Origin of the sequence: Nissabacter archeti (assembly GCF_018257325.1) — a bacterium.
Taxonomy (GTDB): Bacteria; Pseudomonadota; Gammaproteobacteria; order Enterobacterales; family Enterobacteriaceae; genus Chimaeribacter; species Chimaeribacter arupi.
Map to the genome: position 1 here is coordinate 267398 of NZ_JAERKB010000002.1, position 18470 is coordinate 285867.

17 protein-coding genes are annotated in these 18470 nt (G+C 56.4%); 11 read left to right on the forward strand and 6 right to left on the reverse strand.

Going from position 1 to position 18470, the window contains the following annotated elements:
* Positions 1 to 4: 4 nt before the first annotated feature.
* The 5 genes from glgC to JK232_RS22810 all read left to right on the forward strand — a co-directional run bounded on the left by glgC (position 5) and on the right by JK232_RS22810 (position 6637).
* Positions 5 to 1300, forward strand: a complete 1296-nt coding sequence (glgC, locus tag JK232_RS03950; protein WP_072927532.1) for a glucose-1-phosphate adenylyltransferase — start codon at positions 5 to 7, stop codon at positions 1298 to 1300.
* Positions 1301 to 1438: 138 nt separating this feature from the next.
* Positions 1439 to 2875, forward strand: a complete 1437-nt coding sequence (gene glgA, locus JK232_RS03955; RefSeq protein WP_072927530.1) for a glycogen synthase GlgA — start codon at positions 1439 to 1441, stop codon at positions 2873 to 2875.
* A gap of 126 nt (positions 2876 to 3001) precedes the next feature.
* Positions 3002 to 5449, forward strand: coding sequence for a glycogen phosphorylase (gene glgP / locus JK232_RS03960; RefSeq protein ID WP_072927528.1), 2448 nt, complete (start codon positions 3002 to 3004; stop codon positions 5447 to 5449).
* A 222-nt stretch (positions 5450 to 5671) separates the two neighbouring features.
* Positions 5672 to 6334, forward strand: a complete 663-nt coding sequence (locus JK232_RS03965; RefSeq protein ID WP_246538255.1) for an Abi family protein — start codon at positions 5672 to 5674, stop codon at positions 6332 to 6334.
* On the forward strand, positions 6335 to 6637 hold the full coding sequence (locus tag JK232_RS22810; protein ID WP_246538257.1) for an Abi family protein: 303 nt from the start codon (positions 6335 to 6337) through the stop codon (positions 6635 to 6637).
* 97 nt (positions 6638 to 6734) lie between these two features.
* Here JK232_RS22810 and glpD read toward each other — a convergent pair whose 3' ends face one another.
* The 6 genes from glpD to ulaG form a co-directional block, all read right to left on the reverse strand.
* Positions 6735 to 8246 carry a glycerol-3-phosphate dehydrogenase gene (glpD, locus tag JK232_RS03970; protein WP_072927524.1) on the reverse strand — a complete coding sequence of 504 codons (1512 nt, stop codon included), beginning with the start codon at positions 8244 to 8246 and terminating at the stop codon, positions 6735 to 6737.
* Between the two features lie 261 nt (positions 8247 to 8507).
* Positions 8508 to 9266 (reverse strand): DeoR/GlpR family transcriptional regulator, encoded by a 759-nt coding sequence (locus tag JK232_RS03975; protein ID WP_072927522.1) that lies wholly within the window; start codon positions 9264 to 9266, stop codon positions 8508 to 8510.
* 35 nt (positions 9267 to 9301) lie between these two features.
* A complete protein-coding gene (gene glpG, locus JK232_RS03980) occupies positions 9302 to 10138 on the reverse strand; it encodes a rhomboid family intramembrane serine protease GlpG (RefSeq protein WP_212588849.1) in 837 nt (278 codons plus the stop codon).
* Between the two features lie 499 nt (positions 10139 to 10637).
* Positions 10638 to 10967 (reverse strand): thiosulfate sulfurtransferase GlpE, encoded by a 330-nt coding sequence (gene glpE / locus JK232_RS03985; RefSeq protein WP_072927519.1) that lies wholly within the window; start codon positions 10965 to 10967, stop codon positions 10638 to 10640.
* A gap of 447 nt (positions 10968 to 11414) precedes the next feature.
* Complete coding sequence (gene ulaR / locus JK232_RS03990) at positions 11415 to 12170, reverse strand: HTH-type transcriptional regulator UlaR (protein ID WP_072927518.1); 756 nt, start codon at positions 12168 to 12170, stop codon at positions 11415 to 11417.
* A gap of 128 nt (positions 12171 to 12298) precedes the next feature.
* Entirely contained in the window at positions 12299 to 13363 is a 1065-nt protein-coding gene (gene ulaG / locus JK232_RS03995) for an L-ascorbate 6-phosphate lactonase (RefSeq protein ID WP_212588850.1), read from the reverse strand.
* A gap of 441 nt (positions 13364 to 13804) precedes the next feature.
* On the opposite strand from ulaG, the gene ulaA reads away from it, so the two are divergent.
* The 6 genes from ulaA to JK232_RS04025 all read left to right on the forward strand — a co-directional run bounded on the left by ulaA (position 13805) and on the right by JK232_RS04025 (position 18345).
* The gene (gene ulaA, locus JK232_RS04000) at positions 13805 to 15205 is read left to right on the forward strand and encodes a PTS ascorbate transporter subunit IIC (protein ID WP_072927515.1); all 1401 of its coding nucleotides are present in this window, start codon (positions 13805 to 13807) and stop codon (positions 15203 to 15205) included.
* A gap of 84 nt (positions 15206 to 15289) precedes the next feature.
* Positions 15290 to 15610: a PTS ascorbate transporter subunit IIB gene (gene ulaB / locus JK232_RS04005; RefSeq protein ID WP_072927513.1), complete on the forward strand. Its 321-nt coding sequence runs from the start codon at positions 15290 to 15292 to the stop codon at positions 15608 to 15610.
* Positions 15607 to 16086, forward strand: coding sequence for a PTS ascorbate transporter subunit IIA (ulaC, locus tag JK232_RS04010; protein ID WP_072927511.1), 480 nt, complete (start codon positions 15607 to 15609; stop codon positions 16084 to 16086). The genes ulaB and ulaC overlap by 4 nt, the downstream gene beginning before the upstream one ends.
* A gap of 13 nt (positions 16087 to 16099) precedes the next feature.
* Complete coding sequence (locus JK232_RS04015) at positions 16100 to 16756, forward strand: 3-keto-L-gulonate-6-phosphate decarboxylase UlaD (protein WP_101834453.1); 657 nt, start codon at positions 16100 to 16102, stop codon at positions 16754 to 16756.
* Positions 16757 to 16765: 9 nt separating this feature from the next.
* A complete protein-coding gene (locus JK232_RS04020; RefSeq protein WP_212588851.1) occupies positions 16766 to 17647 on the forward strand; it encodes an L-ribulose-5-phosphate 3-epimerase in 882 nt (293 codons plus the stop codon).
* A gap of 2 nt (positions 17648 to 17649) precedes the next feature.
* Complete coding sequence (locus JK232_RS04025; protein ID WP_101854245.1) at positions 17650 to 18345, forward strand: L-ribulose-5-phosphate 4-epimerase; 696 nt, start codon at positions 17650 to 17652, stop codon at positions 18343 to 18345.
* Positions 18346 to 18470: the final 125 nt, after the last annotated feature.

Here is an 18470-nt window from a genome sequence, read left to right on the forward strand (position 1 = left end):
AGCCATGGTTAAGTTCGATAACGAAGATGCCTTGATGCTGGCCAGGCAACTGCCCGCCGATTCGGTGGCGCTGATCCTGGCCGGGGGCCGTGGCTCGCGGCTGAAAGATTTAACCTCTACCCGTGCAAAACCCGCTGTCCATTTTGGCGGCAAATTCCGCATTATCGATTTTGCCCTGTCGAACTGCCTGAACTCCGGCATCCGGCGCATCGGCATTATCACCCAGTACCAGTCGCATACCCTGGTGCAGCATATCCAGCGCGGCTGGTCGTTCCTTAACGAGGAGATGAACGAATTCGTTGACCTGCTGCCTGCCCAGCAGCGCAACGAGGAAGACAACTGGTACAAAGGCACGGCGGACGCGGTCTACCAGAACCTGGACATCATCCGCCGCTACCAGGCCAAGTACATCGTGATCCTGGCGGGTGACCATATCTACAAAATGGATTACTCGCGCATGTTGATCGACCACGTGCAGAAAGATGCGGAATGCACTGTGGCCTGTATGCCGGTGCCGATCGCGGAAGCCCGTGATTTCGGCGTGATCCATGTGGATGACGAAGGGCGCGTGCGCGACTTTGTTGAAAAACCAGCCAATCCGCCGGCCATGCCGGGTAATCCTGACCTGGCGCTGGCGAGCATGGGCATCTACATTTTTAATGCCGATTTCCTGTTCCGGCTGCTGGAGGAAGATCGCCAGTTGCCGGAATCAGAACGGGACTTCGGTAAAGACCTGATCCCGAAAATTACCCAGCAGGGCAAAGCCTGGGCGCACCCGTTTACGCTCTCCTGCGTGACGTCCAGCCCGAATGCCAAGCCCTACTGGCGTGATGTCGGCACGTTGCATGCCTACTGGCGCGCCAACCTTGATCTCGCTTCGGTCACGCCGGAGCTGGACATGTATGACCGCCGCTGGCCGATACGCACCCACATGGAACCGCTGCCGCCGGCGAAATTTGTCCAGGACCGTTCCGGCAGCCACGGGATGACCATGAACTCGCTGGTGTCCGGCGGCTGTATTGTCTCCGGCTCGGTGGTGGTGCATTCGGTGCTGTTCCCACGGGTGCGGGTCAATTCGTTTTGTACCATCGATTCATCAGTGCTGCTGCCGGACGTCAATATCGGCCGCTCCTGCCGTTTACGGCGCTGCATCATTGACCGTGCCTGCCATATTCCTGAGGGCATGGTGATCGGGGAAAACGCGGACGAGGACAGCCGCCGTTTTTACCGGTCTGATGAAGGAATTGTGTTAGTAACCCGGGCGATGCTGGCCAGGTTGGAAGGCGAACGCGCGCAGTAATTACTGCCGGGAAGCGCAACAGCTTGGGTGAAGCCAGACCCGCGGCATCAGGAGCCGCCGCGGGTTTTTTCGCCCCCCAGAATGTCTTACGTTGATGTCCGGTCGCAGAGGCGCCGGAGCCGACAATCAGGAGCGACGATGCAGGTTTTACATGTGTGTTCTGAGCTTTTCCCCCTGCTGAAAACCGGCGGGTTGGCAGATGTAACCGGAGCGCTGCCCGCCGCTCAGATAGCGGAGGGCACCGACGTCCGCGTGTTAATACCCGGCTTCCCTGACATTATGCAGGGTATCCCGGACACCGAACTGGTGCGTAATATTGATACTTTTGCCGGGCCGGTGGGGGTGCGCTTCGGCCACTTCCGCGGCGTGGGGGTGTATGTGATTGATGCGCCGGCGCTGTTTGACCGTGCCGGCAGCCCGTACCATGACCAGTCACTGTATGCCTACCCGGACAACCACCGGCGCTTTGCGCTGCTGGGCTGGATCGCCAGTGAAATGGCGCTGGGGCTGGACAACTTCTGGACGCCGGACATTGTCCACGCCCATGACTGGCATGCGGGCATGGCGTGCGCCTATATCGCCGCGCGCGGCCACCCGGTGAAAACCGTGTTTACGGTGCATAACCTGGCCTACCAGGGGCTGTTCTCTGCCGTGCACCTGCATGAACTGCAGATCCCGGAATCCTTCTTCCAGGTGTACGGGCTGGAGTTTTACGGCCAGATCTCCTTCCTCAAAGCCGGGCTGTTCTTTGCTGACCACATTACGGCCGTCAGCCCGACCTATGCCCATGAGATAACCCTGCCGGCCTTTGGCTACGGCATGGAAGGCTTATTGCAGGAACGCGAAAGCGAAGGGCGGCTGAGCGGCATCCTGAACGGCGTGGATGAGGCGATCTGGGACCCGCAAACCGACATCCTGCTGTCGGCGCGCTACAGTGCCGATAACCTTAAGGCGAAAGCGATCAACAAAGCCTATCTGCAACGGGTGATGGGGCTGGATGTCGATGACACCAAGCCGGTGTTCTCGGTGGTAAGCCGCCTGACCAGCCAGAAAGGGCTGGATCTGGTGCTGGGCGCGCTGCCGGGCATCCTGGAGCAGGGCGGGCAGATGGTGATCCTCGGGGCCGGGGACGCCGTGCTGCAACAGGCATTTCTGGCCGCCGCCGCCGATTACCCCGGCCAGGTCGGGGTACAGATTGGCTACCATGAAGCCTTCTCCCACCGCATTATCGGCGGGGCAGACGTGATTCTGGTGCCGAGCCGCTTTGAACCGTGCGGGCTGACCCAACTTTACGGCCTGAAATATGGCACGCTGCCGTTGGTACGCCGCACCGGCGGGCTGGCCGACACCGTGGTGGACTGCTCGCTGGAAAACCTGGCCGACGGCACCGCCAGCGGCTTTGTGTTTGAAGACAGCACGGTTGAGTCGCTGAGCCAGGCAGTACGCCGCGCAATGGTGCTCTGGACACGGCAAAAACACTGGCGGCACGTGCAGCAACACGCCATGAGCCTGGACTTCACCTGGCAAGTGGCCGCACACGCCTACAACCTGCTGTACAAGCGTTTACTGAAGTAATTCCGGCGTGCCGCCCTGTCGGCACGCCCTGTAAAGATCAAGGCACGTCTGGGCCACGCCGCACATCCGGGCGGCGTGGCTAATGTCATTGAGCGGTTGCAGTATTCATCTGGATGGGAAAACGCTATGACTTCACCTTTTAACTACACGTCGCCGACCGTCAGCGTTGAGGCACTGAAACACTCTATTGCGTACAAGCTGATGTTTATGGTGGGAAAAGATCCGTCAGTCGCCACCAAACATGACTGGCTCAACGCCTCCCTGTATGCAGTCCGTGACCGTATGGTCGAGCGCTGGCTGCGCTCCAACCGCGCGCAGTTATCGCAGGATGTGCGCCAGGTGTATTACCTCTCTATGGAATTCCTGCTGGGCCGGACCCTCTCCAATGCGCTGCTCTCGATGGGTATCTTCGACGATCTGCGCCAGGCGCTGAATGAGATGGGGCTGGACCTGAACGAACTGATTGAAGAAGAGAACGATCCCGGCCTCGGTAACGGCGGCCTTGGGCGGCTGGCGGCCTGCTTCCTCGACTCACTGGCGACCCTCGGCCTGCCGGGGCGCGGCTACGGCATCCGCTATGAATACGGCATGTTCGCGCAGAAGATTGTGAACGGCGAACAGAAAGAGTCCCCGGATAACTGGCTGGAATATGGCAACCCGTGGGAGTTCCCGCGCCACAATACCCGTTATAAAGTGCGCTTCGGCGGCCGCATCCAGCAGGAGGGCGCGAAAACCCGCTGGCTGGAGACGGAAGAGATCCTGGCCTGCGCCTATGACCAGGTGATCCCCGGTTTTGACACCGATGCCGCCAACACCCTGCGGCTGTGGGGCGCGCAGGCGAGTAACGAAATCAACCTCGGTAAATTTAACCAGGGCGACTACTTCGCGGCGGTGGAAGACAAAAACCATTCCGAGAACGTGTCGCGGGTGCTCTACCCGGATGACTCCACCTATTCCGGGCGTGAACTGCGGCTGCGCCAGGAGTACTTCCTGGTCTCTGCCACCGTGCAGGACATCCTTAACCGCCACTGGATGATGCACCAGACCTTTGAAAACCTCGCCGATAAGATCGCCATCCACCTGAACGACACCCATCCGGTGCTGGCAATCCCTGAACTGATGCGCCTGCTGATTGATGACCATAAATTCAGCTGGCAAAAAGCCTGGGACGTCACCAGCCGCGTCTTCTCCTACACCAACCACACGCTGATGAGTGAGGCGCTCGAAACCTGGCCGGTGGACATGCTCGGCAAGATCCTGCCGCGCCACCTGCAACTGATCTTCGAGATCAACGAGCACTTCCTGAAGTTTGTCGCGGAAGAGGCACCGAACGATGCGGATCTTCAGGCGCGTGTCTCGATCATCGACGAAAACCATGGCCGCCGGGTGCGCATGGCCTGGCTGGCGGTGATCGCCAGCCACAAAGTTAACGGCGTGTCTGAGCTGCATTCAGAATTGATGGTGCAGTCACTGTTTGCCGACTTCTCCCGCCTCTACCCAGACCGCTTCTGCAACAAAACCAACGGCGTGACGCCGCGGCGCTGGCTGGCGCTCGCCAACCCGCCGCTGGCCTCCGTGCTGGATGACAGCATCGGCCAGACCTGGCGTACCGACCTCAGCCAGCTCAGCGAGCTGAAACAGAATGTGGATTACCCGAGCTTCCTGCAGGCGCTGCAAAAAGCCAAGCTGGAGAACAAACGGCGGCTGGCGGTCTACATCGCCCGCCAGCTGAACACCGTGGTGAATGCGGCATCGATGTTTGATGTGCAGATCAAACGTATCCACGAGTACAAACGCCAGTTGCTCAACGTGCTGCACGTCATCACCCGCTATAACCGCATTCTGGCGGAGCCGGAGCGTGACTGGGTGCCGCGCACGGTGATTTTTGCCGGTAAAGCGGCCTCGGCCTACTATGCGGCCAAGCAGATTATCCGGTTGATCAACGATGTGGCACAGGTGATCAACAACGATCCGCGCGCCCATGCCAAGCTGAAAGTGGTGTTTATTCCGAATTACAGCGTCAGCCTGGCACAGTTGATCATCCCGGCGGCCGATCTTTCCGAACAGATCTCACTGGCCGGTACTGAGGCCTCCGGCACCAGTAACATGAAATTTGCCCTGAACGGCGCGCTGACCATCGGCACGCTGGATGGCGCAAACGTGGAGATGCTGGAGCATGTGGGTGAGGAGAACATCTTTATCTTTGGTAACACCACTGAAGAGGTGGAGGCATTGCGCCGCAACGGTTACAACCCGCACCAGTATTACGAGCAGGACCACGAACTGCACCAGGTGCTGACGCAGATTGCCACCGGCGTTTTCAGCCCCGGCGAACCTAAGCGTTACAGCAACCTGTTTGACTCGCTGGTCAACCTGGGGGATTACTACCAACTGCTGGCCGACTACCGCAGCTATGTGGATACCCAGGACAAAGTGGACGAACTCTACCAGCAACCGGAAGAGTGGACCCGCCGCGCGCTGCTGAACATCGCCAATATGGGCTATTTCTCTGCCGACCGTACCATCCAGGAGTACGCCGACGAGATCTGGCACATCAAACCGGTGAAGCTCTGATCCTGTCTGCTGTTCCGCTGCCTCACAGCCAAAAACCCGCTCCGGCGGGTTTTTTGTTGACGGCGTTGATGTTTGTTGGAGGAGCGATGGCATGGTGCCCCGCTCAAAATAGTATTGACCCTGCTGTCAGAAGGCGTAATATTTGCCTTAATGACGCCTGCAACAACCCTTCGGGGAAGTTAGTGGGCTTTTTTTTGGCGTTAATTCAGGGATGATACAACGATGCCAACCACCCTTTACCGTAAACCCTATCGTTCGCCCTCAGAACTCCTCGCTGATTTAAAACGTAAGCATCTCTCTTTCCTGGATGAGCAAGAAGCCATACGGGTGTTAAATCAGATAAGTTACTACCATTTTAAAATCTATCTGCACCCTCTTTTAGATTCAACCAGCCCTGATGGAAAGCATTACAGAGAGAATGAGTATTTTGAATATGGTATCGAGCTGTATCGTTTTGATGAAAAACTCCGGGCCTGCCTGTTTGGTATAATAGCGCGCCTTGAGGTAAAACTAAGAAGCCGCCTTGATCAAACGCTTTCCAGTTATACAAATAATGCATTTTGGTATTTGGATGATACGTATTTTTTCACACCCCAAGGGAATGTACAGGCTATCAATGCTATCCGGGATGTTATTAAGAAGGATTTTGAACGTGAAAAAGAGATGTATGCCAGAAATTATAAAGAAAAATACCATAACAATGTACATCCAGAATATCCAACGCTGCCCCCTTTCTGGATAGCCAGTGAGTTCATGACAATTGGATGCCTCTATAAGATAGTAAATGCCATTGATTTTTATTACTTTAAATCTTTACCCTCACCACAAAATAAGATCCTTGATGAGTTGGCCGCAGAGTTTGGTGCCCGTGATTTTAAGGCATAGGTGAACTGGATACAGCGTTTACGCGATATCCGTAACCGGTGTGCACATCATAGCCGCCTGTGGAATGCAAAGCTCGCTGTGCCAAGTGGCATTGCCAATGAACTTATTATCGATGCGACACAGCCTAACCGGCCTTATTTGTCTATTGCCGTTATTCAAAAGATGGTGAAAACGCTGGGTATGCATGATGTTAACATGCGTGAAGCGTTACATTCATTATTCAACAGTCATCGAGCTGCCATGCTTTATCTGCATGATACTGGCTTCCCAGTTCACTGGGAAAATGACCCGTTTTGGCAATGAGATAAAATATACGGGTTTATTTACTAGATAATATATTCACCCGAAAATAAAAAGCCCGGCATCGCTGCCGGGCTTTTTTGTGGCGTAATGCCTGCGATCAGGACGCCAGTGAGAGTTTCTTCACAGGGGCGATGCGGTTGGCAAGCCAAGCTGCAACGCGCTGCTGTTGCGCGTCATTCAGCCACATACCGATCTTGGTGCGGCGCCAGATGGCGTCATCCAGCTCCTTGACCCACTCTTTCTCCACCAGGTAGCGCAACTCGGCCTCAAAGAAATGGTGGCCGAAATCTTCGCCCAGGTCGGCCAGGCTATTCGCACCGGCCAGGATCAACTCACTGTGGCTGCCGTAGGTGTTGGTCAGGCGGCGGGCCAGAGAATCCGGCAGCCAGCTGTGTTTGCGGCACAGTTGCGCAGCATAGCTCTCACGGTCGCCCCCGATGTCGCCCCCCGGCAGGCTGCCGTTTTTCGTCCAGGCCGGGCCGGCACTCGGGTAGTATTTCGCCAGCTTTTCCATCGCATGTTCAGCCAGCTTGCGGTAAGTGGTCAGCTTGCCGCCAAACACCGACAGCAGCGGTGCCTGGCCGTTGTCATCATGCACGTCGAGCGTGTAATCACGGGTGACCGCCTGCGGCGAGTCAGACTCATCATCACACAGCGGGCGCACACCGGAGTAACTCCAGACGATGTCCTGACGCCCCAGCTGTTTCTTGAAGTGGCTGTTGTAGATTTTCAGCAGGTAATCTTTTTCCTGCTCATCAATCTGCACATTTTTCGGATCGCCTTTGTACTCGACGTCGGTGGTACCGATGATGGAAAACTCCTCCATCCACGGGATCACAAACACGATTCGGTGATCTTCGTTCTGCAGGATATAAGCCTGCTTCTGATTATGGGCGCGCGGCACCACGATATGGCTGCCTTTGATCAGGCGGATACCATAAGGTGATTTCAGCTTCAGGCCATTATCGAAGAAGTTTTTCACCCACGGGCCGGTGGCATTCACCAGACCGCGTGCGCGGCAGGTGAAGGTTTTGCCGCTCTCTACATCCTGCGCTTCAACGACCCACAGGCCATTTTCACGGCGGGCTGAGGTGACTTTGGTGCGGGTACGCACTTCGCCGCCGCGGCGTTCTACTTCCTGCGCATTCAGGACGACCAGACGCGCATCGTCTACCCAGCAGTCAGAATATTCGAAACCGCGCGTGATTTCCGGCTTAAGGACCGAATCCGCGCCAAAACGCAGGCTCTTACTGGCCGGCAGGCTGGTACGTTTACCAAGGTGATCGTACAGGAACAAGCCGGTACGGATCATCCACGCCGGGCGCAGGTGGGGGCGGTGCGGCAGGCGGAAGCGCATCGGGAAGGCGATATGGGGTGCCAGCTTCAGCAGCACCTCGCGCTCGGCCAGCGCTTCGCTCACCAGGCGGAATTCGTAATGTTCCAGGTAGCGCAGGCCACCATGAATCAGCTTCGAGCTGGCGGAAGAGGTGGCACACGCCAAGTCTTGCGCTTCCAGCAGCAGTACGGACAGCCCGCGTCCGGCAGCATCCGCTGCGATGCCGGCCCCGTTGATGCCGCCACCGATCACGATCAAGTCTTTGGTTTCCACGTCATCTTCCTCCAGATGTTCGTAACAGTTCTTTAATGTTCGTTTTCGCTCATGATTGTAATCAAAAACCAACAAATAAGCCAAGACTTAACCGAATAAAAACATTTAGGCGTGATGCAGCTAACACTTTTCCGGCTTTATTACGTCGTCAGATCATTGACTCCGCAGTAAAAAAGGGGATATGCAGAAACAGCACGGCCCCGTTAAAAAACGGGGCCGTGAGGATGGGGGGCAGAAAACGGCTTCAGGCCGCAGGCGGGATCAGCACAGCTCGAGCTGCACCTCATGCTGCTCAATGATTTTCATCACGCTGGCTGGCGGCATTTTGTCTGTGAATAAATAGTCGATCAGGTTCATGTTGCCGAGGTTGACCATCGCGTTGCGGCCAAATTTGGAATGGTCAGTCACCAGCATCACGCAACGGGAATTTTCAATGATAGCGCGCTTGGTGCGCACTTCATGATAGTCAAACTCCAGCAGCGAGCCATCCATATCAATGCCGCTGATGCCCAAAATGCCGTAATCGAGCCGGAACTGGGAGATGAAATCCAGCGTGGCTTCCCCCATGATGCCGCCGTCACGGGTGCGTACTTCACCCCCGGCCAGAATCAGGCGGAAATCCTCTTTGGCTGTCAGCAGCGTAGCCACGTTCAGATTATTGGTGACCACGCGCAGGTTTTTGTGGTTCATCAGGGCATGGGCGACCGCTTCCGGCGTGGTGCCGATATCAATAAACAGCGTGGCACCATCCGGGATCTGGCTGGCGACGCGCTGGGCAATGCGCGCCTTTTCAGTCGGCCACATGATTTTACGGTCATGGTAGGCGGCATTCACCGAGCTGGAAGGCAGGGCCGCGCCGCCGTGATGGCGCTGAATTTTATTCTGATCCGCCAGGTCGTTCAGATCACGGCGGATAGTTTGCGGGCTGACGGCAAAATGTTCCACCAGCTCCTCGGTACTGACATACCCCTGCTGACGCACCAGTTCAATAATCGCGTCATGACGCTGCGTTTGCTTCACATTACACCTCTAAAAAGACCTTAAAAAGCCGGCGGTTAGCGCTGATTGCGCAGATGGCGCGTATCCTTGAAAGCCATCAGTAAGCCCAGGATTAACCCGGCTACGTGGGCAGCATTGGCAATCGCCAGGCCAAACACATCAAAGTAACCGGCAACCAGCCACACCAGTGAAAACACCATTAACCCGCGCGGAAGCGAAAGCCCCACCTTCGGTGCGCGCTCGCCGGTCAGCCAGACGTAGCCCATCAGCGCATAGACCACGCCGGAAAGGCCGCCGAAATAGATACCGCTGTAAAGGGATTGCGCCCAACCACTGAAAAAGGCGGAAACCAGCGCAATCGTTAGCAGTTTGCCGGTACCAAGGCGCTTTTCCAGCGGCCCGGCCAGATACCACCACCACAGCAGGTTAAACATAATGTGCAAAATCGAGAAATGCAGCAGTGCATGGCTGACCCACCGCCAGAGTTGCCAGTATTGGCTGCTGTCGGCCGGCCAGCCAAGCCAGTTCATGATGCGGTCATCCCCCATCACCGGCATCAGCAGATAGATAACAATGCTCAGCACCATGATGGCCAGCGTCAGCGGCCCGGCCTGGCTGCGGATGCGCGCCAGGTAGGAGTAGCGTGGGTAAGACAGCGTGCTTTCTGTGTTGCCGGTCTGCCAACTGGCTGCCTGATAACGCGGATGGGCAGGATCGCGCAGGAACTGCTCAAGCTGATTTTCGACTTCGCTCAGCCGTGACTCATCCGCCAGCCATAACTCAACGGTATGCCCCTGTTGCGGGCGGCTTTCCAGCCGGATGCCCTGAGTCGCCATGTAATCCACAAACGCCAGGGCAACCCTGGGGTTGGACAACGTAATTATTCGCACCATAGTTTATTTGCAACCTTCACTGGCGGTGTTTTAACAGATTGATTTTTAATCATGATTTTGCAACTTACCATTCACCCTGTGGGCGCGGCAACCTGATTATACCTGCCGCATCATGACGCGTGCCCGTTGCTTTCTGCCGTATGCGCTGCCTCACAGTTACCTTGTTGTACCCGGTTCTGTTTGCATAACAGTTCATGTTGAGTATACCGGCGATAAGAGAAGTGCGATTGATATGGCCTATATCCACGTGATCCCTATAGCGCTTATCCGCGCAGCTACGCCGCCTTTGCGCACGGCATTCCATAGTACATGCGCGCCTGTGGCCATAAGGGTATACCGCACTGAGCGTGCGCGTGTTATCGGGCGCATAGCCTGCCCGGCTGCCTGACGGTACTTTTATGGGGGAGCTCCCGACCCACTGTTTCCTGTATCAAACTGGAAGCACAGGCAAAAAAAAGCCACCGGCAAAGCCGATGGCAGGCAAGGCGTAGGGAGGCTGTCAGGTGTTGTCAGCTTGCACGGCATCAGGGAATTGGCGCGCCCAGGCTTCAAAGCCCCCATCAATACTGTAGACTGCGTCATAGCCCTGGGTCAGCAGATACTGCGCCGCACCGCGGCTGCTGATGCCGTGATAGCACATCACCATCACCGGCTTATCGAAGGCGGTTTGCTGGATAAAATCAGGCAAATTGCCGTTAGTCAGGTGAAAGGCCCCCGGCGCATGGGCGGCGGCAAAACTCTGCGGATCGCGGATATCCACCATCACGGCGTCACCCTGGCTTAACCGGGTGTGTGCCTGCTCAACGCTGATTGCTTCGAACTGTTCCATACTGCAGGGTGCCTCTGAATTAGGGGAAAAACACGGCAACAGTGTACCTAATTTTTTACCGGACAAGACCCGGCGTAATGCAGGGCTATTATGAAAAGAGGCTTAGCGCTGTCTTACCCGATTTCAGCAACCATAAGCGCGGTTACCGGTGTATCGCCCTAACATTCTGTGCAGCAGGCAATTTTCATCAGCCATCAGTGACGGCCGGCATACAGCCTGGCATGTTACACAGCCGATGGTTTCCGGCCGCAATAAGCCATTCTCTCGTCTCGCAGCCGATTTTCGGCAGCAGCAATTTTCACCCGCCACTGCTGAATTTTAACGCACCTGCCCTGTATGCGCCCGGTGTGCCTGTAACACCGCTAATACCTCTGATTAGCCGGGCGGCGTACTGCATCCGGCTATCCCACCGCGATTACATCGATATCCCACCGCTATCACCCCGCTTTACACCAAAACGACCTCAACACCCTGCTTGCGTAAGTGTTCGACCAGGGCAGCATCCGCAGCCTGCCCGGTGATCACCACATCAATCTGCTCGGTGCGGCTGAACAGCATACCGGCGCGCTGCCCCAGCTTGCTGCTGTCCACCAGTACAGCCAGTTTCCCCACAGTGTTGAGCATCTTCTGCTCGGCCATCGCAGTCAGCATATCGGTTTTATACAACCCTTCTGCGGTTAACCCGATACCGCTGGTGAACATCCAGTGCCCGGCATACAGGGTGGCATCGCCATCTTGTGGCGCGAGGGTGATGGCCTGGCTTTTATTATATTGCCCGCCCATGATCACCACGCTCTCATGCTCTTGCTCAATCAGGTAATTCGCCAGCGGCAGATAATTGGTGATCACCTGTACCGGTTTTCCGCAGATCTCCTGGCCCAGTAAAAATGCCGTGGAGCCGCAGTTAATCACGACGCTTTGATCCGGGCTGCACAGCGCCGCCGCCGCTTTAGCAATGCGCATTTTTTCATTGAGATGCGCCGTCTGGTGGATATTCAGTGGCGTCCAGCTCTGGCGCGGCGTGCTGATGGCCTCTGCCCCGTTGCGTACTTTACGTAATTTTCCCAGCTCATTGAGCTTGGTGATGTCGCGGCGTGCCGTTGCCGGTGAAATGGCAAACTGCGTGATGACATCCGCGACAGAGAGCTGCCCCTGACGTTGAAGCAGCCCAAGGATAGCATTGTGTCGTTGTGCTTCAGTCATGATTGCCCCGCGTGGATAATGATTATCCGGTGATTATACGCGAGCATCATGCGCATTTGTATTTTTCGTTGTGCCTTACCGCGTCAGGCCGGGCAAGGGAGGCGCGCCCTGCCGCGCCTGACGTTATCTTAAAGGAACGAGGTAAAGGGCAGATCCGGTTCCTGGGTAAAGCAATCGTCAAACCCACGCGGGTAATGATATTCAAAATTATCCTTGTCCAGCGGCCAGGTAAATTTGCCGCCCACCTGCCAGATAAACGGCTTGAAGCCATAACGCAGCCGATCTTTTTTCATCTCCCACAGCATACGGATCTCCTGCGGGTCTGCCTGGAAGTTTGACCAGATGTCATGGTGGAACGGAATCACCACCTGGGTTTTCAGCGCCTCGGCCATCCGCAAAATATCGGCACTGGTCATCTTGTCGGTGACACCGCGCGGGTTTTCCCCATAAGACCCTAACGCCACATCAACGTGATACTCATTGCCGTGCCTGGCGTAATAGTTCGAGTAGTGCGAATCACCGCTGTGGTAGAGCGAGCCGCCCGGCGTGGTGAACAGATAATTGACGGCGCGTTGATCCATGCCGTCCGGCAATATCCCGGCTGCCTGCTGCCCGGTTGGCAGCGTAATCAGTGCCGTACGGTCGAAGGCTTCCAGCGCGCGGATTTCCACATCTTTGACGGTAATGACCTTACCCGGCGTCATCACGATGCAGCGCTCTGCCGGGACGCCCCAACTAACCCAGAGATCGACGCAAGTTTGCGGCCCGATAAACGGCACGGAGGCATCACAATTCTGCATCACAGCCGCCGCCACATTCACGTCAATATGATCGTTGTGATCGTGGGTGGACAGCACTGCGTCAATCTGCCGGATGGCAAACGGATCCAGCACAAACGGCGTGGTACGCAGGTTTGGCTGTAACTTTTTCACCCCGGCCATACGCTGCATCTGGTGGCCGGCCTTCATCAACGGGTTACCGTGGCTCTGTTTGCCGGTGCCGCACCAGAAATCCACACACAGGTTGGCGCCGCCCTCTGATTTCAGCCAGATGCCGGTACACCCCAGCCACCACATGGCAAATGTGCCGGGCGCGACCTGCTCCTGCTCAATCTCTTCATTCAGCCAGCTGCCCCATTCAGGGAAAGTATTCAGGATCCAGGCTTCACGGGTAAGGGTGGTTACTTTACTCATAGCATTTCCTCATCGGGTTGGTGATAAGCATACAAACCGCTTAGTCATAATCAATCATTATGTGATTATTTATGATTTATTTGAGAGGAATCTAGCACTGTTTATGGGGGCTTACAACGTCGTATCTCAGTTTTTACGACAGGTATTCCGGCATTGATATTCACGCATCATGTTATCAGATATTGATATGAATGATTTATTTCCATTTAAAAACAAAGGACTGTTCAGGCATTCTGCGCATCCATTATGGAGTGTTGCTGTCGTTGAGTGAATATCTTGAGAAGATGCTCACAAATAATCATAAAGCATCTTTTTGTGAGAGGAGGTGAGCGGTAGAGTGCGACAACCTTAAGATTGTTGTGCCTTTACCCGGATATACACTTGCAGGATGTCCGGCCCAACGCGGAAAGCCTCACGGAGCGCTTTCTCATGGAGAGCCTTATGGAAACCCTCTATACCCTGTTTACCGTTTTTTTTAATCAGGTCATGACTAACGCCCCGCTGCTGCTGGGGCTGGTGACGCTGCTGGGCTACGCGTTGTTACGTAAAAGCGCTACCGTCATCATCAAAGGGACGCTGAAAACCATCATTGGTTTCATGCTGTTGCAGGCAGGGTCAGGCATTCTGACCAGCACTTTCAAACCGGTGGTCGCCAAGCTATCCGAAGTGTATGGCATCAACGGCGCCATCTCAGACACCTATGCCGCCATGATGGCGACCATTGAGCGCATGGGCGATGCCTACAGCTGGGTAGGGTATGCCGTGCTGCTGGCCCTGGCGCTGAACATTGGGTATGTGCTGCTGCGCCGCATTACCGGCATCCGTACCATCATGCTGACCGGCCACATCATGTTTCAGCAGGCGGGGCTCATCGCGGTGTTCTTCTACATCCTTGGCTACCCGATGTGGACGACCGTGCTCTGCACGGCGGTGCTGGTGTCACTCTACTGGGGCATCACCGCCAACATGATGTACAAACCTACCCAGGAAGTGACGGACGGCTGTGGTTTCTCTATCGGTCACCAACAACAATTTGCTGCCTGGCTGGCCTATAAACTTGCCCCTTTCCTCGGCAAAAAAGAGGAAAGCGTGGAAGATCTTAAACTGCCGGGCTGGCTCAATATTTTCCATGACAATATCGTCTCCACGGCCATCGTCATGACGCTGTTTTTCGGCATCATCCTCTGCTCATTCGGCCTGGAAACCCTGCAAACAATGGCCGGGAAAACCCACTGGACGATCTATATCCTCCAGACCGGCCTGATGTTCTCTGTGGCTATCTTCATCATTGTGCAGGGTGTGCGGATGTTCGTGGCGGAGCTTACGGAAGCGTTTAACGGCATCTCCCAACGCCTGATTCCGGGGGCGGTGCTGGCGATTGATTGTGCCGCCATCTACAGCTTTGCACCCAATGCCGTGGTGTGGGGCTTTATGTGGGGCACCATCGGCCAGCTGATTGCTGTCGGTATCCTGCTGGCGATCGGCTCTTCCATCATGATCATCCCGGGCTTTATTCCCATGTTCTTCTCCAACGCCACTATCGGCGTATTTGCCAATCACTTTGGCGGCTGGCGTGCTGCGCTGAAGATCTGCCTGGTCATGGGCATGGTCGAGATCTTTGGCTGTGTCTGGGCGGTAAAACTCACGGGGCTGAGCGCCTGGATGGGCATGGCGGACTGGTCGATTCTGGCCCCGCCGATGATGCAGGGTTTCACCACCGGCCTGTGGTTTATCGGGGTGATCCTCATGATTGCCGCGATCTACATGTTCTTTGCCGGCCGTACCCTGCGCGCCGAAGAGGACGCAGAAAAAATTGCTTCAGAACAACCGGTCGAACAATGACTGTCAGTTAAACAGCCACAGCCGGTTAAACAATAACAGCCAATTAAACAGCAACACTCTGTTGAACCATAAGGAGCCAAAATTATGACCGTGCGCATTCTGGCGGTATGTGGATGTGGGCAAGGCAGCTCGATGATCATGAAGATGAAAGTCGGCCAGTTCCTGACACAGGAAGGCATTAATCACAGCGTAAACAGTTGTGCGGTAGGGGAATACAAATCCGAGCTGGGCGGCGCAGACATTATCATCGCCTCTACCCATGTGGCGGATGAGATCACCGTCAGCGGCAATAAATATGTGGTCGGTGTACGCAATATGCTGTCCGCAGCGGACTTCGGGCCAAAGCTGCTGGAGGTGATCACCGCGCATTTTCCCCATGACCTTAAAAAACAGGAGCCGGTATGAAGCTGCGTGATTCGTTAGCGGAAAACCACGCTATCGCCCTTCAGGCGGAGGCGGCCACCTGGCAGGAGGCGGTGAAAATCGGCGTTGATCTGCTGGTGAAAGCCGGGGTGGTGGAACCCCGTTATTACCAGGCCATTCTGGACGGCGTGGCGCGTTTCGGGCCCTATTTTGTGATTGCCCCAGGGCTGGCGATGCCGCATGGCCGCCCGGAGGAAGGGGTCAACAAAACCGGTTTTGCACTGGTCACATTGAAAACGCCCCTGGTGTTTAACCATGAAGAAAATGATCCGGTCGATATCCTGATTACGCTGGCGGCAGTAGATGCTCAGGCACATCAGGAAGTCGGCATCATGCAAGTGGTGAACCTGTTTGAAGATGACGCCAATTTTGACCGGTTGCGCGCCTGCCGCACTGAACAGGACGTGCTGGCACTCATTGATGAAACCTCAGCCGCCGCTGACGCGGCCGCCCACTAAAAGGAGCGTTGTTATGTCTCACGTCTTACCGATGTTACAAGTCGCCCTGGACAACCAGAGCATGGCTGATGCCTACCACACCACCCGGCAGATTGCGGCGGAGGTCGATATCATTGAAGTCGGCACCATTCTTTGTGTGGCGGAAGGCGTGCGCGCAGTGCGTGACCTCAAAGCACTCTACCCGGAAAAAATTGTGCTGGCTGATGCCAAAATTGCTGATGCCGGGCACATCCTCGCGCGCATGTGTTTTGAAGCCGATGCGGATTGGATAACCGTGATCTGCTGTGCCGACATCAACACCGTCAAAGGGGCACTGGAAGTCGCCCATGCGTTCAATGGCGATGTGCAGATTGAGCTGACCGGTTTCTGGACCTGGGAGCAAGCCGCGGAGTGGCGTGCGGCCGGCATTGGGCAGGTGGTTTATCACCGTAGCCGTGATGCTCAGGCTGCCGGCGTGGCCTGGGGCGAGGCCGATATTGCGGCGATCAAACGCCTGTCAGAGATGGGCTTTAAGGTCACGGTGACCGGGGGGCTGGCGCTGGCGGATCTGCCGCTGTTCCAGGGTATTCCGGTGCATGTGTTTATCGCCGGGCGCAGCATTCGTGACGCCGCAGACCCGGTTGAGGCTGCGCGTCAGTTCAAGCGTACCATTCAGCAGCTCTGGGGCTAAGGAGCCGGCATGTTACATAAAGCCGTTCCGCTCGGCATTTATGAAAAAGCACTGCCGGGGGGCGAAGACTGGCTTGCCCGCCTGCAACTGGCGGCATCGCTGGGGTTTGATTTTATCGAGATGTCGATCGATGAATCTGATGCGCGTCTGGCCCGGCTGGACTGGTCACCCGAACAGCGTATGGCGCTGGTGAAGGCAGTAGCCGCGACCGGCGTACGCGTGCCCTCGCTCTGCCTCAGCGCCCATCGCCGCTTTCCGCTGGGCGCGGAAGAGGATGAGGTGCGCGAGGAGGGGCTGTCGATTATGCGCAAGGCGATCCGGCTGGCGCAGGATGTCGGCATCCGAGTGATTCAACTGGCGGGTTATGACGTCTATTACCAGCAGGCCAACGACCGCACCAGGGCGCGTTTCCGTGATGGGCTGGTGCAGGCGGTCGAGATGGCCAGCCGGGCGCAGGTGACGCTGGCGATGGAAATCATGGATTACCCGTTGATGAACTCCATCAGCAAGGCGCTGGGTTATGCGCATTACCTCAATAACCCGTGGTTTCAGCTCTACCCGGATATCGGCAACCTGTCCGCCTGGGACAACGATGTGCAGATGGAACTCGCCTCGGGTGCCGGGCACATCGTCGCGGTGCATGTTAAAGATACCCGCCCCGGCCTGTTCAAAAATGTGCCGTTCGGCGAAGGGGTGGTGGAGTTTGAACGCTGTTTTGCCACCTTGCAGGCCAGCGGCTACCGCGGCCCTTACCTGATTGAGATGTGGAGTGAGACGGCCCCCGATCCGGCAGCGGAGGTGGCGGCGGCGCGCCATTGGGTATGTGAGAAAATGCGCCGGGCCGGGCTTCCCGTGCCGGCACGGGAAGCCCGGGAAACAGGAGTGCAATGATGCTGGAGTCTCTGAAACAACAGGTGTTTGACGCCAACCTGGCACTGCCGGCACACCGGCTGGTGACCTTTACCTGGGGCAACGTCAGCGGTATCGACCGTGACCGGCAACTCATGGTGATTAAGCCCAGCGGCGTGGCGTATGAACAGTTGCAGCCAGAGGATATGGTGGTGGTTGATCTGGACGGGAACATCGTGGAAGGGCGCTACCGGCCTTCGTCAGATACTGCGACCCATCGGGTGCTTTATCAGCGTTACCCCGCACTGGGCGGTATTGTGCATACCCATTCCACTCACGCTACCGCCTGGGCGCAGGCCGGGCTGACCATCCCGGCACTCGGCACGACCCATGCGGACTATTTTCTGGGCGACATCCCCTGTACCCGCGCTTTGCGGCGTGAGGAAGTGGAGGGCGACTATGAGCGGGAAACCGGCCGGGTCATCGTGGAAACCTTCACGGACCGCGATCCGCTGCATACGCCGGGCGTGATTGTCAGCCAGCACGGCCCATTCAGTTGGGGACGCTCACCGGAAGAGGCGGTACATAATGCCGTGGTGATGGAAGAGGTCGCCAAAATGGCCTGGATTGCATGCAGCGTTAACCCACACCTGCACCCGATTGACAGTTACCTGATGAAAAAGCACTTCAGCCGTAAACATGGTGCCGATGCCTATTACGGGCAGAAGCCAGCGCAGTGACCCGCACCACCTGGCCTTCGCGGTAAAGGGCGGCAAGCGGTAGGTGAGAATGGCGATAAATGATAGTGGCGGCAGATGAAGATTGCGCTGAGTGGCCGCGGCGTGCGAGGGCAATGTCAGGTGAC